12 protein-coding genes are annotated in these 14,624 nt (G+C 72.8%); 3 read left to right on the top strand and 9 right to left on the bottom strand.

Features of this window, described 5'->3' with window-relative positions; all coding sequences use genetic code 11:
- Positions 1-56 precede the first annotated feature (56 nt).
- Positions 57-1,901 (top strand): AMP-dependent synthetase/ligase, encoded by a 1,845-nt coding sequence (locus ACY3FI_RS06275; RefSeq protein ID WP_462549926.1) that lies wholly within the window; start codon positions 57-59, stop codon positions 1,899-1,901.
- A gap of 116 nt (positions 1,902-2,017) precedes the next feature.
- On the opposite strand, the gene ACY3FI_RS06270 is transcribed toward ACY3FI_RS06275, so the two are convergent.
- The 3 genes from ACY3FI_RS06270 to ACY3FI_RS06260 form a co-directional block, all read right to left on the bottom strand.
- Entirely contained in the window at positions 2,018-2,149 is a 132-nt protein-coding gene (locus ACY3FI_RS06270) for a hypothetical protein (RefSeq protein WP_462549925.1), read from the bottom strand.
- Between the two features lie 127 nt (positions 2,150-2,276).
- Positions 2,277-2,771 carry a peptide deformylase gene (gene def / locus ACY3FI_RS06265; protein ID WP_462549924.1) on the bottom strand — a complete coding sequence of 165 codons (495 nt, stop codon included), beginning with the start codon at positions 2,769-2,771 and terminating at the stop codon, positions 2,277-2,279.
- A 1-nt stretch (position 2,772) separates the two neighbouring features.
- Positions 2,773-6,183 (bottom strand): pyruvate carboxylase, encoded by a 3,411-nt coding sequence (locus tag ACY3FI_RS06260; RefSeq protein WP_462549923.1) that lies wholly within the window; start codon positions 6,181-6,183, stop codon positions 2,773-2,775.
- 60 nt (positions 6,184-6,243) lie between these two features.
- On the opposite strand from ACY3FI_RS06260, the gene ACY3FI_RS06255 reads away from it, so the two are divergent.
- Entirely contained in the window at positions 6,244-7,056 is an 813-nt protein-coding gene (locus tag ACY3FI_RS06255) for a ParA family protein (RefSeq protein ID WP_462549922.1), read from the top strand.
- Between the two features lie 599 nt (positions 7,057-7,655).
- Here ACY3FI_RS06255 and ACY3FI_RS06250 read toward each other — a convergent pair.
- The 5 genes from ACY3FI_RS06250 to ACY3FI_RS06230 form a co-directional block, all read right to left on the bottom strand.
- Positions 7,656-8,216: a MerR family transcriptional regulator gene (locus tag ACY3FI_RS06250; RefSeq protein WP_462549921.1), complete on the bottom strand. Its 561-nt coding sequence runs from the start codon at positions 8,214-8,216 to the stop codon at positions 7,656-7,658.
- Positions 8,217-8,418: 202 nt separating this feature from the next.
- Positions 8,419-9,123 (bottom strand): transcriptional regulator FtsR, encoded by a 705-nt coding sequence (ftsR, locus tag ACY3FI_RS06245; protein WP_462549920.1) that lies wholly within the window; start codon positions 9,121-9,123, stop codon positions 8,419-8,421.
- Complete coding sequence (locus tag ACY3FI_RS06240; RefSeq protein ID WP_462549919.1) at positions 9,123-9,602, bottom strand: FHA domain-containing protein; 480 nt, start codon at positions 9,600-9,602, stop codon at positions 9,123-9,125. The genes ftsR and ACY3FI_RS06240 overlap by 1 nt, the downstream gene beginning before the upstream one ends.
- A gap of 227 nt (positions 9,603-9,829) precedes the next feature.
- Positions 9,830-10,810, bottom strand: a complete 981-nt coding sequence (locus ACY3FI_RS06235) for a FecCD family ABC transporter permease (protein ID WP_462549918.1) — start codon at positions 10,808-10,810, stop codon at positions 9,830-9,832.
- A complete protein-coding gene (locus tag ACY3FI_RS06230; RefSeq protein WP_462549917.1) occupies positions 10,807-11,841 on the bottom strand; it encodes a FecCD family ABC transporter permease in 1,035 nt (344 codons plus the stop codon). Before ACY3FI_RS06230 ends, ACY3FI_RS06235 begins: the two co-directional genes overlap by 4 nt.
- A gap of 158 nt (positions 11,842-11,999) precedes the next feature.
- On the opposite strand from ACY3FI_RS06230, the gene ACY3FI_RS06225 reads away from it, so the two are divergent.
- Positions 12,000-13,424 carry a S1C family serine protease gene (locus ACY3FI_RS06225; protein WP_462549916.1) on the top strand — a complete coding sequence of 475 codons (1,425 nt, stop codon included), beginning with the start codon at positions 12,000-12,002 and terminating at the stop codon, positions 13,422-13,424.
- 39 nt (positions 13,425-13,463) lie between these two features.
- Here the strand turns inward: ACY3FI_RS06225 and ACY3FI_RS06220 are convergent, their stop codons facing one another.
- Positions 13,464-14,621, bottom strand: a complete 1,158-nt coding sequence (locus ACY3FI_RS06220) for a hypothetical protein (RefSeq protein WP_462549915.1) — start codon at positions 14,619-14,621, stop codon at positions 13,464-13,466.
- Between the last annotated feature and the right edge of the window lie 3 nt (positions 14,622-14,624).

The following is a 14,624-nucleotide window of genomic DNA, read 5'->3' as shown; positions in this document are numbered from 1 at the left end:
ATGTGTCCTCGACGCTGAGACACACTCGAATCGAACCGGCCGACAAGGGAGTCACCGTGAACGATCAGCGGCACCCAGCCCCCACCACCGCACCCGACCACGGATCAGCCGCCGGGCTGCTCGCCGACCGGGCCCGTCGCACCCCGGACCGACCGGTGCTCGCCGAGCGGCACGGGTCGACCTGGACCCCGATCACCGCCGCGGACACCCTCGCCCGGGTGCGCGGCATCGCCAAGGGCTTCGTCGCCGCGGGCCTCGAACCGGGCGCGCACGTCGCGATCCTGTCCCGCACCCGCCTCGAGTGGACGCTGGTGGACTTCGCGGTGTGGACCGCGGGCCTGGTCTCCGTGCCGGTCTACGAGACGAGCTCCGCGGACCAGGTCCGTTACCTCCTCGGCGACTCCGAGGCCGTCGCCATCGTCGTCGAACAGGAGGAGCACGCGCGACGGGTCGCTGGCATCGCTCCAGACCTCCCGCGCCTCGGCCAGCACTGGACCATCGACGGCGGCGGACTCGACGACCTCGTCCGGCTCGGCGAGGAGGTCAGCGACGCCGAGCTCGACGCGCGCACCGCCGCGGTGCACGGACACGACGACGCGACGATCATCTACACGTCCGGCTCCACCGGCAGGCCGAAGGGCTGCGTGCTCCGCCACGACAACTTCACCGGCACCGTCGAGGGCGCCACCGAGGCGATGCCGGAGATCGTCGCCGACGGCGCCTCCACGCTGCTGTTCATCCCGATGGCCCACGTCTTCGCCCGTTTCATCGCCGTGATGAGCCTCTCCGCCGGCGTCCTCGTCGGCCACGAGCCGGACACGAAGGACCTGCTGCCCGCGGTGTCGTCCTTCAAGCCGACGTTCCTGCTCGCCGTGCCGCGGGTGTTCGAGAAGATCTACAACTCCGCCGAGCAGAAGGCCGACCTCGGCGGCAAGGGCCGGATCTTCCGCGCCGCCGCCGCGACCGCCGTGGCGCACTCCGAGGCCCTCGCCGCCGGTCGGGTGCCGCTCGGCCTGTCGCTCCGGTTCCGGCTGTTCGACCGCCTCGTCTACGCGAAGCTCCGTGGGGCGATCGGCGGCCGGGTCACGCACGCCGTCAGCGGCTCCGCACCGCTGTCGCCGCGACTGTCGCACTTCTTCCGGTCGATCGGGGTGCACATCCTCGAGGGCTACGGCCTCACCGAGACCACCGCGCCCGCCACCGTGAACCGGGCGTCGGAGCTCCGGATCGGCTCGGTCGGCCGCGCACTGCCGGGCGTGGACGTCCGGATCGCCGAGGACGGCGAGATCCTCATCCGCGGCGTCGACGTGTTCGACCGCTACTGGCACAACGACGAGGCCACCCGGCAGGCCTTCGTCGACGGCTGGTTCCGCACCGGCGACCTCGGCCGACTCGACGCGGACGGCGTCCTCACCGTCACCGGTCGCGCGAAGGAGCTCATCGTCACCGCGAGCGGCAAGAACGTCGCGCCGGCGCCGCTCGAGGACGGCATCCGCGAGCACCCGCTGGTCGGCCAGGTCGTCGTCGTCGGCGAGGGCAAGCCGTTCGTCGCCGCCCTCGTCACGCTCGACCGGGACATGCTGCCAGGGTGGTGCGAGAGCCGTGGCATCACGCCGGCACTCAGCGCGCGCGACGCGGCGTACGACGAGCGCGTGCACCAGGCCGTGCAGGAGGCCATCGACGCCGCGAACCAGCGCGTCTCGCGCGCCGAGTCGGTCAGGTCCTTCACGATCCTGGACACCGAGTTCACCGAGGGCTCCGGGCACCTCACACCGAAGCTCACCATCAAGCGTTCGGTGATCCTCCGCGACTTCGCCGCGGACATCGCGCACATCTACTCGGGTTCGAAGGTGCAGACCACCGCCACGCCCGTCGTGGCGGGACGCCGACGCCGCGGCTGACCACCCGCCCTGGACGACGGACAGGAGGCCCGGTGCCGGTCCCACGGACCGGCACCGGGCCTCCTGACCGTCGTCTGCGCGCGGGGCGCGACCCGACCGAGGAACGCGTCGGCGCGCTACGCCGCCGGGGTCTGCTGCGCCTCCGGGGCGTCGAGGACGGCGGTCGACGCGGTGGTCGCCGGGACGTCGTCGGGGCGGCGGTTGGTGCGGGTGCGGTGCGAGCTGAGCTCGTCGTTCTGAGGGGTCATGCTGGGTCCTGAGGTGTGGGAAGGGCGTCGGCTGGGAGACCGACGCGGACACAGTACCTCGCGGGCAGGACGACCGGACAATCCCACGTCCGGGTGTCACGGAGTCCCGCAACGAGGTCTGCGGGATCTAGTGGAACCAGTCCTGTGCGCGGATGTCGCGGAGCGCCTGCCGGCGGACCTCCGGGTCGAGCGTCATCACGTAGACCGTGCCGTCGAGGTGGTCGACCTCGTGCTGCAGCGCCTCGGCCATCAGCCCGGTGCCCTCGAGGACGACCTCGTCGCCGTCGACGTCCACGCCGCGGACCTTCGCGTACGGGGACCGTCGCGTCGGGTAGGCCAGACCGGGTACCGAGAGGCAGCCCTCGTCCATCAGCTCGGGTTCGCCGGAGACCTCGACGATCTCGGGGTTGAGCACGTAGCCGACCTCGCCGTCCACGTTGTACGAGAAGGCGCGCAGGCCCACGCCGATCTGCGGCGCGGCCACCCCGGCGCGACCAGGCTCCTTGACGGTGTCGATGAGGTCCTGCACGAGCTCACGGACCCCGTCGGCACCGATCGTCACGGGGTCGGCGGGCGAGCGGAGGACGGGGTCGCCGAACAGGCGGATGGGACGGACGGTCACGTTACTGCAGCACCACCAGGAGGTCGCCGGCGTCCACCTGCTGGGTCGCCGGGATCGCGAGACGGCCGACGGTGCCCGACACGGGCGCCGTGATGGCCGCTTCCATCTTCATCGCCTCGATGCTCGCCACGGCCTGACCGGCCTCGACGACGTCACCGACGGCGACCTTGAGCGTCACGACGCCGGAGAACGGCGCCGCGACCTGCTTCGGGTCGGACCGGTCCGCCTGCTCGGCGGTCTTCGTCTCGACCTCGACCGAACGGTCACGGACGGCCACCGGGCGGAGCTGCCCGTTGAGGGTCGTCATGACCGTGCGGATGCCCTGCTCGTCCACCTCGCCGATCGCCTCGAGCCCGACCAGCAGGTTCACGCCGCGCCCGAGCGGCACGATGTGCTCCTGCCCGGGGCGCAGACCGTAGAGGTAGTCGACGGTGGGGACGACCGAGACGTCGCCGTACTGCTCACGGACGCGCTCGAACTCACGGGCCGGCTGCGGGAAGAGCAGGCGGTTCAGCGCCTGCTGCCGGTCCCTGCCCGGCGTCGCCAGGTTCGGGCGCTCGTCGTCCGGCACGGGCGTGATCGACGGCTCGACGTGACGCCCGGCGAGGACCTTCGAGCGGAACGGCTCCGGCCACCCGCCCGGCAGGTCGCCGAGCTCGCCGGCCATGAAGCCGACCACCGAGTCCGGGATGTCGTACTGCTGCGGGTTCTCCTCGAAGTCGGCAGGGTCGGCGTCGACCGCCGCGAGCTGCAGGGCGAGGTCGCCGACGACCTTCGACGACGGGGTGACCTTCGTCGGTCGGCCGAGGATCCGGTTCGCCTCGGCGTACCAGTCCTCGACCTGCTCGAAGCGGTCGCCGAGGCCGAGCGCGATCGCCTGCTGCCGGAGGTTCGACAGCTGCCCGCCCGGGATCTCGTGCTTGTAGACACGGCCGGTCGGACCCGGGAGCCCGGACTCGAAGGGCGCGTACACCCGGCGGACCGCCTCCCAGTAGGGCTCGAGGTCGCCGACGGCCGTGAGCGAGATGCCCGTGTCGCGTTCGGTGTGCGCGAGCGCCGCCACGAGGGCGGACATGCTCGGCTGGCTCGTCGTGCCCGCCATCGGCGCCGCTGCGACGTCGACCGCGTCCGCCCCGGCGCGGGCAGCCGCGAGCAGGGTCGCGAGCTGACCACCCGCGGTGTCGTGGGTGTGCACGTGCACGGGCTGGTCAAAGCGCGCGCGCAGCGCGGTGACCAGCTTCTCGGCGGCGCCGGCGCGGAGCAGACCGGCCATGTCCTTGATGCCGATGACGTGGGCGCCAGCCTCCACCATCTGCTCCGCGAGGCGGAGGTAGTAGTCGAGCGTGTAGAGGTCCTCGGCGGGGTCGAGGAGGTCGGCGGTGTAGCAGAGCGCCGCTTCGGCGACGGCCGTGTCGGTGGCGAGCACGGCCTCCAGGGCGGGACGCAGCTGCGACACGTCGTTCAGTGCGTCGAAGACCCGGAACACGTCGACGCCCGTCGCCGCCGCCTCGGCGACGAAGGCGTCCGTGACCTCAGTGGGGTACGGGGTGTACCCGACCGTGTTGCGGCCACGCAGCAGCATCTGGACCGGGATGTTCGGCATCGCCTCGCGCAGCGCGGTCAGGCGCTCCCACGGGTCCTCGCCGAGGAAGCGGAGCGCGACGTCGTACGTCGCACCGCCCCAGGCCTCGACGCTGAGCAGCTGCGGGGTGAGCCGTGCGACGTGCGGGGCGACCGCGACGAGGTCCTTCGTGCGGACCCGCGTGGCCAGGAGCGACTGGTGCGCGTCCCGCATCGTGGTCTCGGTCACCGCGAGGGCCGTCTGCTCCCGCAGCGACCGCGCCCAGGCCGCCGGCCCGAGCTCGCGGAGACGGTCACGCTCCCCGGCGGGCGGCGGCACGGACAAGTCGACGGCCGGGAGCTTCTCGCTCGGCTCGACGGTCTGCGGACGACGCTCGCCGTTCGGCTTGTTGACCGTGACGTCCGCGAGCCAGCCGAGGACCTTCGTGCCACGGTCGCGCGACACGTGCCCGCCGAAGAGCTGCGGGCGCTCCTCGATGAACTTCGTCGAGACGTCGCCGCGTGCGAAGTCCGGGTCGTCGAGGACGGCCTGCAGGAACGGGATGTTCGTGCTGACGCCGCGGATCCGGAACTCGGCGAGGGCGCGCTTGGCGCGGGCGACGGCCGCCGGGAAGTCCCGCCCACGGCAGGTCATCTTCGCGAGCATCGAGTCGAAGTGCGGGCTGATCTGGGCGCCGGTCGCGACCGTGCCGCCGTCGAGGCGCACACCCGCGCCACCCGGGCTGCGGTAGGTCGTGATCCGCCCGGTGTCCGGCCGGAAGCCCTGGGTGGGGTCCTCGGTGGTGATGCGGGTCTGCAGGGCGGCGCCGTGCACGCTGACGGTGTCCTGGGACAGGCCGAGGTCAGCGAGGGTCTCCCCCGCGGCGATCCGCATCTGCGACTGCACGAGGTCGACGTCGGTGACCTCCTCGGTCACGGTGTGCTCGACCTGGATGCGGGGGTTCATCTCGATGAACACGTGCTGGCCGGCGCGCTCACCCTCGGTGTCGAGCAGGAACTCGACGGTGCCGGCGTTCACGTAGCCGATCGAGCGGGCGAAGGCCACGGCGTCGCGGTGCAGAGCGGCGGCGACGGCCGGGTCGAGGTTCGGCGCCGGAGCGATCTCGACGACCTTCTGGTGGCGGCGCTGCACGGAGCAGTCCCGCTCGAACAGGTGCATCGTGCCGGCGTCGGTGCCGGTGGCGTCCGCGAGGATCTGCACCTCGATGTGCCGCGGACGGATGACCGCCTGCTCGAGGAACATCGTCGGGTCGCCGAACGCGCTGTCGGCCTCGCGCATCGCGGCCTCGAGGGCTCCGCGCAGTTCGGCCTTCGTCTCCACCCGGCGCATGCCGCGACCGCCGCCGCCGGCGACCGCCTTCGCGAACACCGGGAAGCCGATCGCGTCAGCGCCCGCGAGGAGTTCCTCGACGTCGCGGCTCGGCGCGGTGCTCGCGAGGACGGGCACACCCGCCGCGATCGCGTGCTCCTTCGCCGTCACCTTGTTGCCGGCCATCTCGAGGACGTGTTCACCGGGACCGATGAAGGTGATGCCGGCAGCGGCCGCAGCAGCGGCGAGCTCCGGGTTCTCCGACAGGAACCCGTACCCCGGGTAGATCGCGTCGGCTCCCGACTCGCGGGCGACCCGGATGATCTCGGAGACGTCCAGGTACGCCCGGACGGGGTGTCCCCGCTCACCGATGAGGTAGGCCTCGTCGGCCTTGAGACGGTGCAGGGAGTTGCGGTCCTCGTACGGGTAGACGGCGACCGTGTTCGCCCCCAGCTCGTACGCGGCACGGAACGCGCGGATGGCGATCTCGCCACGGTTCGCCACGAGGATCTTGCTGAACACGACGTCCCTTTCAGCCCGGGTTGAGGTGACACAACCCTAGTGGCGGTAACGTGGCTCACCGTGCATGTACTCAGCGTGAGCTCCCTCAAGGGTGGTGTCGGCAAGACGACGGTGACGCTCGGCCTGACTTCGGCCGCGTTCGCCAAGGGACTGCGCACGCTGGTGGTGGATCTGGACCCGCAGTCCGACGTCTCGACAGGCCTCGACATCGACATCTCGGGTCACCTCAACGTCGCCGACGTGCTCGAGAACCCCAAGGAGAAGATCGTCCGGCAGGCGATCGCCCCGTCCGGGTGGACGAAGGGCTCCCAGGGCAAGATCGACGTCATGGTCGGCTCCCCCTCGGCCATCAACTTCGATGGGCCGCACCCCTCCATCCGGGACATCTGGAAGCTCGAGGAAGCACTGGCGAACGTCGAGCAGGACTACGAACTCGTCCTCATCGACTGCGCTCCGTCGTTGAACGCCCTCACCCGCACCGCGTGGGCAGCGTCCGACCGGGTGACCGTCGTCACCGAGCCGGGGCTGTTCTCGGTGGCCGCCGCCGACCGTGCCCTCCGCGCGATCGAGGAGATCCGCCGCGGACTCTCCCCCCGCCTGCAGCCGCTCGGCATCGTCGTGAACCGGGCTCGCGTGCAGTCCCTCGAGCACCAGTTCCGCATCAAGGAGCTCCGCGACATGTTCGGGCCGCTCGTGCTCTCCCCGCAGCTGCCCGAGCGGACCTCGCTGCAGCAGGCGCAGGGTGCCGCGAAGCCCCTGCACGTGTGGCCGGGTGAGTCGGCGCAGGAGATGGCGAAGAACTTCGACCAGCTGCTCGAGCGCATCATGCGGACGGGCAAGATCGGCCCGTACGCCGAGGGCGGCGCCGCCTAGGCGGACCGCGCTCGGCGCTGCGGGCCGGCCCGCTCGGCTTCGCCGAGCGGGCCTTTACCGTCACGTTCGGCGGAAGACGGCGGCAGGTTCTGCCCGCCCGGCGAACCACATGCGGCGTGTCCTACCCGCTCGGTGCGCCTGTCGGACGTGACTCGCGGCTGCAGCCTGCAGCTGTTCGGTGTTGGCGTCGGCGTCGGGGTCGACCGCGCCTTCGACGTGCCCGCATCCGGTGGTTCCCGTTGCACGACATGCCGGTCGCCGTCTCGCCGCGCAGCGCGTCGTGCGACCGGAACGGACCCGGGGGGGGACGTGCGATCGGAACGGACGCGAGCGGCGGCTTGCGCGACCGAAGTGAGTGCGGAGACGCCTGGCGAGCGTCGGCCGACACGCCCGGCTGCGGGTGCCGAGCGGTCAGGACACGCCGCGCGCGTGACGCCGGTCGGGCAGTCGTCGTCGGCGGGGCTCACCGAGCGTGACAGAACAGGCCCGCTCGGTGGCAGGGCGGGGCGGGCTGGGCAGGGCGGGTTGGGCAGCGCAGGGCAGGGCAGGGCAGGGCAGGGCAGGGTGGAACAGACGGGCCGGGGCAGCGCCGGCGGCCGTCAGGAAGCGCGGGTGGCCCGACGAGCGGCGAGCTCGTCGGCGGGGTCGGCCGCCGGGGTGGCGTCGAGCTCCACGAGGGAGGACTCCACCTCGCGCAGGACCTTGCCCACCGCGATGCCGAAGACGCCCTGGCCGCGGGACACCAGGTCGATGACCTCGTCGTCCGAGGTGCACAGGTACACCGAGGCGCCGTCCGACATCAGCGTCGTCTGGGCGAGGTCGCTCACGCCGGACTCGCGGAGCTGGTTCACGGCGGTGCGGATCTGCTGCAGGGAGATGCCGGTGTCGAGCAGGCGCTTCACGAGCTTGAGCACGAGGATGTCGCGGAAGCCGTAGAGCCGCTGCGATCCGGACCCGGCTGCCCCGCGGATCGTCGGCTCGACGAGCTCGGTGCGGGCCCAGTAGTCGAGCTGGCGGTAGGAGATGCCGGCGGCCCGGGCGGCGACGGTGCCGCGGTAGCCGTTCTGCTCGTCGTGCTCGGGGAGACCGTCGGTGAAGAGCAGGCCGAGGTCGTACCGGGTCACCTCGGACTCGGTACCGGGGGTGTCAGTCCCACTCATGTGCATGCCTTCCACGACGTACGGCCCCTCACCTGAAGTTTCAACGACGGGTTGAGGGTTGTTCCGAGGTCCACGGTAGCGACTCCGACCCCTCCGGCGCGGGACATCCGACTCGGCGCGTCCGGCGTGTCGAGGATACGCCCGGACCCCCGACGAACGACAGGCCCGGAGGACACGACCGTGTGCCTCGGAGGAACCGCGCTCACGCGTCGAGCCGTCCGATCGCGGACCGGATGAGACTCGACCGGATGACCTCGAGGTGCCCCGCGATCTCCCGCGCCAACTCCGTCGCCTTCGCCCGCGAGGTCGCATCGCCGCGCCGCGACACGGGCATGAGCGCCGACTCGATGAGCCCGACCTCACGCTCCGCGACGGTCCGCATCGTGCGCAGGTGTCGTGGCTCGATGCCGGACCGCTGCAGGTCGACGAGGGCCTTGAGCACCGCGACCCCGTCGTCACCGTACGTGTCGGCGGCGGGAAGGAGCGACGCGGACACCGCATCGGCGAGCAGCATCGGCGTCGCGCCGGCGGCCCGGATGGTCTCGTCGCGCGTGTACCGGCGCTCGCGCCCGAGGATCGACGGCTTCGGCGCGTCTCCGCCACCGGGCAGCACGGGCTCGCGCCCGGCGTCGAGGTCGGCGAGGTAGTCCTTGATGACCTTGAGCGGCAGGTAGTGGTCGCGCTGGAGTCCGAGCACGACACGGAGCCGCTCGACGTCGGCCCCGGAGAACTTCCGGTAGCCGCTCGCCGTGCGGATCGGCGTGACGAGTTCGCGTTCCTCGAGGAAGCGCAGCTTCGAGCTGGACAGGTCCGGGAACTCCGGTTTGAGGCGCGCGAGGACCTGCCCGATCGTGAGCAGGTCCGGGACCGCGGACCCCGCCCGGGCCGCGGCGGACCGTGCGGCCACTACGCGTTCGCCAGGCGCGCCAGGTCGACCCGGGAGGCGTAGAAGGTCAGGCGGAACTTGCCGACCTGGACCTCTGACCCGTCGGTGAGCAGCGCCTCGTCGATGCGGACACCGTCGAAGTACGTGCCGTTGAGCGAGCCGTTGTCACGGACGCTGAACGCGGTGCCGTGACGCAGGAACTGCGCGTGCTTGCGGGACACCGTGACGTCGTCGAGGAAGATCTCGGCGTCGGGGTGACGGCCGGCGGTCGTGACGTCGGAGTCGAGCAGGAAGCGCGCCCCCACGTTCGGACCGCGACGGACGACGAGCAGCGCCGACCCGGAGGGCAGGGCGTTGATCGCCTCGCGCTCTTCTGCGGAGACACCGGACTCGGCCGTCAGGGCCGCCCCCATGTCCATGCTGAAGGTCAGCGTGGTGTCGACCAGCCGCTGCTCCGGGGTCTTCTGACCACCCGGCTGCGGGACCACTGGTTCTGGCATCGGTGGACCTCCTCCTCTTGGCGCACCAGCGTATCGGAAAGCAGTGACTCCGCGGCAGCCCCGAATCAGGGTCGGGAGAACTCGGCAGATCGCGCTCAGCGAACGCACCGCCGCCACACGGGTCGCGTACCGGGGCCGCACCGCCGACGGACGGGAGGCGCGGTGCCAGCTGGTACCGCGCCTCCAGGCCGGCATGGGGTCGCCTCGGCTCCACCGCCGGCGCCCCGTCAGCGGCCGCGGGCCAGGAGCCAGAGGAGGTACGGCGCGCCGACGACGCCGGTCACGACACCGACCGGCAGTGCGTTCCCGGGGATCGCGAACTGCGCCACGAGGTCGCTCCCGAGCACGATCGCCGCCCCGACCGCCGCGATCGGCCCCAGCGCCACGCGCCCTCCCCCGACCAGCCGGCGGGCGATCGGCGCCGCCATCAGCGCGACGAAGGACACCGGCCCCGCGGTGGCCACAGCGCCCGCGGTGAGGAGCACCGCCGTCAGCAGGAGCAGCACCTTCGCCCGGTCCGGCCGGAGGCCGAGTGCCGCGGCGACCTCGTCGCCGAGCGTCAGGACGGTGAGCCGCGGCGACTGCATGAGCGCGAGCACGAGCAGCACGACGAACGCTCCCGCGAGGATCGCCACGGTCGTCCGGTCGACGGCGTTCAGGCTGCCGGAGAGCCAGAGCAGCGCCGTGCCGGCCTGCTGCACGTTGCCGGTGGTGAGCAGCCACCCGGTGATGCTCAGGCAGATCGCCGCGACGCCGATGCCGACGAGGACCACGCGGTTGCCGGTGATGCCCCGCCGCCAGGACAGTCCGGCGATGACGAGCGCGACGAGGACGGCGCCGACGAGCACGACCGAGAACAGCGCACCGCCGCTCGCCCCGAACAGCACGATCGCGGCCAGGCCCGAGGCGCTCGCCCCGGAGGTGATGCCGATGACGTCGGGGCTCGCGATCGGGTTCCGCACGACGCTCTGCACGATCCCGCCTGCCGCGCCGAGGGACGCCCCGACGAGGACCGCCGCGGCGACTCGGGGCCCGCGCAGCTGTCCGATCACGAAGTCGGACACCGTGTCCCCGTGTCCGACGAGCGCCTGCACGACCTGCACGGGCGACAGCGGGATCTCGCCGACACCGAGGCCGACGAGCACGAGGGCGATCACGACGACGAGCACGACGGCGAGCACGAGGCCCTCGCGGCGACGGGCGGTCACAGGCCCCGCACCGCCCGCGACCGGACGAGCCAGATGAAGACCGGCGCGCCGATGAGGGCCGTGACGATGCCGACCTGCAGCTCACCCGGGTACGCGACGACCCGGCCCACGACGTCGGCCACGAGGAGCAGCGCCGGCGCGACGACGGCGGAGAGCAGGATCGTCCACCGCTGGTCCGGTCCGGTGAGCCGACGGACGGCGTGCGGCACGGCGAGGCCGACGAACGCGATCGGCCCGGCGGCGGCCACGGCGGACCCGGCGAGCAGGACCGTGACGATGCCGCCGACGACCCGGACGAGGACGACCCGCTGGCCGAGCGACGCCGCGAGCTCGTCGCCGAGCGCCAGGGTGTTCAGGGAACGGCCGAGGGCGGCCGCGACGACGAGGCCGACGAGCACCGGCGCGACGACGACGCCCGCGGTGCCGAGGTCCTTCCCGGCGAGCGCCCCGACCTGCCAGAACCGGAGCTGGTCGAGCAGGCTCTGGTCGGTCACGAGCACGGCGGTGGTGATCGACGACAGCGCAGCCGCGACCACGGCGCCGGAGAGGGCGAGGCCGACCGGGGACAGACCGCGCCGGGCGACCGCAGCGATGCCGTAGACGAGCAGTGCGGCGAGCCCCGCGCCGACGAACGCGAACGGCAGGTACGCCGCGGTCCCGCTGATGCCGAACAGCGCGATGCCGGCGACCACGGCGAGTGCGGCCCCGGCGTTGATGCCGAGGACACTCGGGTCGGCGAGGGGGTTGCGCGTGACGCCCTGCATGACCGCGCCGGCGACGCCGAGGGCCGAGCCGGCGAGCAGTCCGACGACGGTGCGGGGCACGCGGTTGCCGAGGACGATGAGCCCGACCTCGTCGTTCCGACCGGGGTGCAGGACGGCGTCGAGCACGGTGCCGAGCGGGATGGGCCGTGAGCCGAAGGCCACCGAGAGCGCCACCGCCACGGCGAGGACGACCACCGCCAGCACGGTCGCGCCGACGAGGCGGGAGACGGAGCTGGGCGCGGGTGGGGTGGGCGACGGGGAACGCATGGCTGGTGCAGCAACCCTATGCGACCACCCCGCTCGGCGACCGCCGAGGAAGCCCGGAGCAGGCGCAGAGTCCGTTCATAGGGCCGTCATGGGGAACCGGCCTGTACTCGGATCCATCGACACCCGACCGGGTCGTCGAGGGACGACCGGAGAGCACCATGAACGAGACCCCGAACCACCCGACCGCCGACGACCAGCGCGGCACCGCCCCCGTGGACCCGTCGACGCTCCGCTCGGCGTACGCGTTCGACGGCAGCGGCCCGTACCTCTACGCACCGGACGGCTCCGGCCCCTACGCCTACGCCCCGGACGGCAGCGGCCCGTTCCGGGTGCAGGCGGGCTGGGCGCAGTACGCCGCTGCGGCCGACCACGGCGCGACCGGGACGAAGCGTCCGCGGCGACTCGGCCTGGTGATCGGCTCGGGGCTCGCCGCGCTGGCGGTCCTCGGCGCCGCCGGCGGGACAGCACTCGGGCTCTCCACGCAGCACACCACGACGACGTCGAGCCAGTCGCAGGGCAGCACGACGTTCCCGGGCAACGGCACCGGCAGCGACGGCAGCAGTGGCACCGGCAGCGACGGCTCCGGCACGAACGGCTTCACCGTCCCCGGGAACGGCAGCGGCAGCGGCAGCGGCAGCGGCAGCACCGGTACCGGCACCCAGTCCGAGGCCACTGCAGCGACGTCCGCCCAGAAGAAGGGCGTCGTCACGATCAACACGGTCCTGGACTACGACGCTGCGTCCCAGGCGGCGGGGACCGGCATGGTCCTCACCTCCGACGGCACCGTGCTGACGAACAACCACGTGATCCAGGGCGCGACGAGCATCACCGTCACCGACGAGACCACCGGCAAGGAGTACACCGCGGACGTCGTGGGGTCGGACGCCACGAACGACGTCGCCGTCCTCAAGCTCCGCGACGCGTCGGGCCTGTCCACCGTGACGCTCGACGACGACGGCGAGCCGTCCACCGGCGACACCGTGACCGACGTCGGCAACGCCGAAGGCACGGGCAACCTGGTCTCCGCGACGGGCACGGTGACCGCACTCGACCAGGACATCCAGGTGCAGAGCGAGACCGGCACCGGCACGGAGTCGCTCAAGGGCCTCATCGAGGTCGCGGCGGACATCGTCTCCGGCGACTCCGGCGGCCCCGTCCTGGACAGCGAGGGCGAGGTCGTCGGCATGGCGACCGCGGCGTCCTCCGGATCGGCCGACGTCACCGGGTACGCGATCCCGATCACCACGGCGAAGGCCATCGCGGACAAGATCCTCGCGGGCGAGTCGTCGGACACCATCACGATCGGCCTGCCGGCGTTCCTCGGGGTGCAGGTCAGCGGCACGGCCACGACCGGCGGCGTCGCGGTGGCCGGCACGGTCGAGGGCTCGGGTGCGGCGGCGGCAGGGCTCGTCGCCGGCGACACCATCACGAGCCTCGACGGCACGGCGGTCTCGAGCGCGGATGCGCTGACGTCGGCGGTCCACTCGCACGCGGTGGGCGACGAGGTGACGGTCGGGTACACCGACGCCTCCGGAGCCGCGAAGACCGTCACGGTCACCCTGACCGCGGGCCCCGCGGCCTAGCCGCCCGCTGGACAGCCAGCCCGTTGCGGGCGCTCCGGGTCAGCCCAGCAGCGCGCGCACGAGCGACCGGTACACGTTGGCCGGGGAGTCGGACCGGAAGGCCGTCTCCCCGGCCTCCGTCCGTCCGACCCGTGCGAAGCCGATCCCCTCGGCGTGCACGACGACGACCGGCGTCGGCCGGTCGGGCCGCTGCAGTGAGGACACCGTCCACGGCGCCGCCCAGAACCGGGCGAGCCGCGGGTCCGCCTCGGCGAGTGCCGCGGGCAGGTCCGGTGCCTCGTCGGCTGTGCCGGTACGGCGACCCAGCAGGTCGGCGCGGAGCGACCCCGTCCGGAACGGGAAGGTCCATGCCGGACCGATGCCGAGCCTCCCGGCCGCCAGCGCGACCACCTGCTCGGCGGACAGCCGGGTGACCACGGACCCCGTCTCGTCGGTCCCGTCGACGACGGTGTCCGACCAGGTCTGGAGGCGCGTGGTGCGTCCGTCGGGCAGCCGCTGTTCCAGGGTGACCGGCCGGGCGTCGCCGCCCCACGGTGCGATGAGCTCCTGGGTCGCCTCCGGCAGGGTGCCGAGTCGGCCGACGAGGCCGGACTCGATGAGCTCGCGGCCGGCCTCGGAGCGGAGGAGCGTCGGGTTCCAACGCCGCCCCGCGAGGCTGCGGAGGGTGCCGAGCGCGCCGGCGCTCAGGCGGGGGCCGTCGACCTCAGGTGCAGGTGCGGGTGCGGGCAGCGCCTCGAGGTCGCGCTGCGGACGGACCGGTGCCGGCTCGGTGGCCCGGACGGACTCGAGGACGGCGGAGACCACGTCGTCGGTGGCGAGCATCCGCGCGAGCGGTCGCTCGACGGTGAGGTCGACGCGGTGTCGGCCGGTGACGAACACCAGGTGCGCGCCCGCGACGTCGCCGTCCTCGTCCGGTCGGACGTACTCGACGAGCCGTGCCGGTGCGCCCGCGGCGGTCCAGGGGTCGCAGCCGATGAGCCGGAGCCCGTCGACCGAACCGGGCAGCCGTTCGAGGAGGCTGGTGTGTTCCTCCGCGATGGTCCGCTCGCTCGGACGGGAGCGGACGGTGAGCACGACGTCGTCACCGGAGACGCGCAGGTCCGCCTGGGCCGACTCCTCGCGACGCCACGAGTCGGGGCGGCGGAGGGTGAGGCGGGCGGTGCGGTCCTCGGTGCCGAGCGGGACGGGGACGGCCATGGT

This window comes from Curtobacterium sp. RM9 (assembly GCF_054956955.1).
This window is presented reverse-complemented; position numbering and strand designations above follow the sequence as displayed.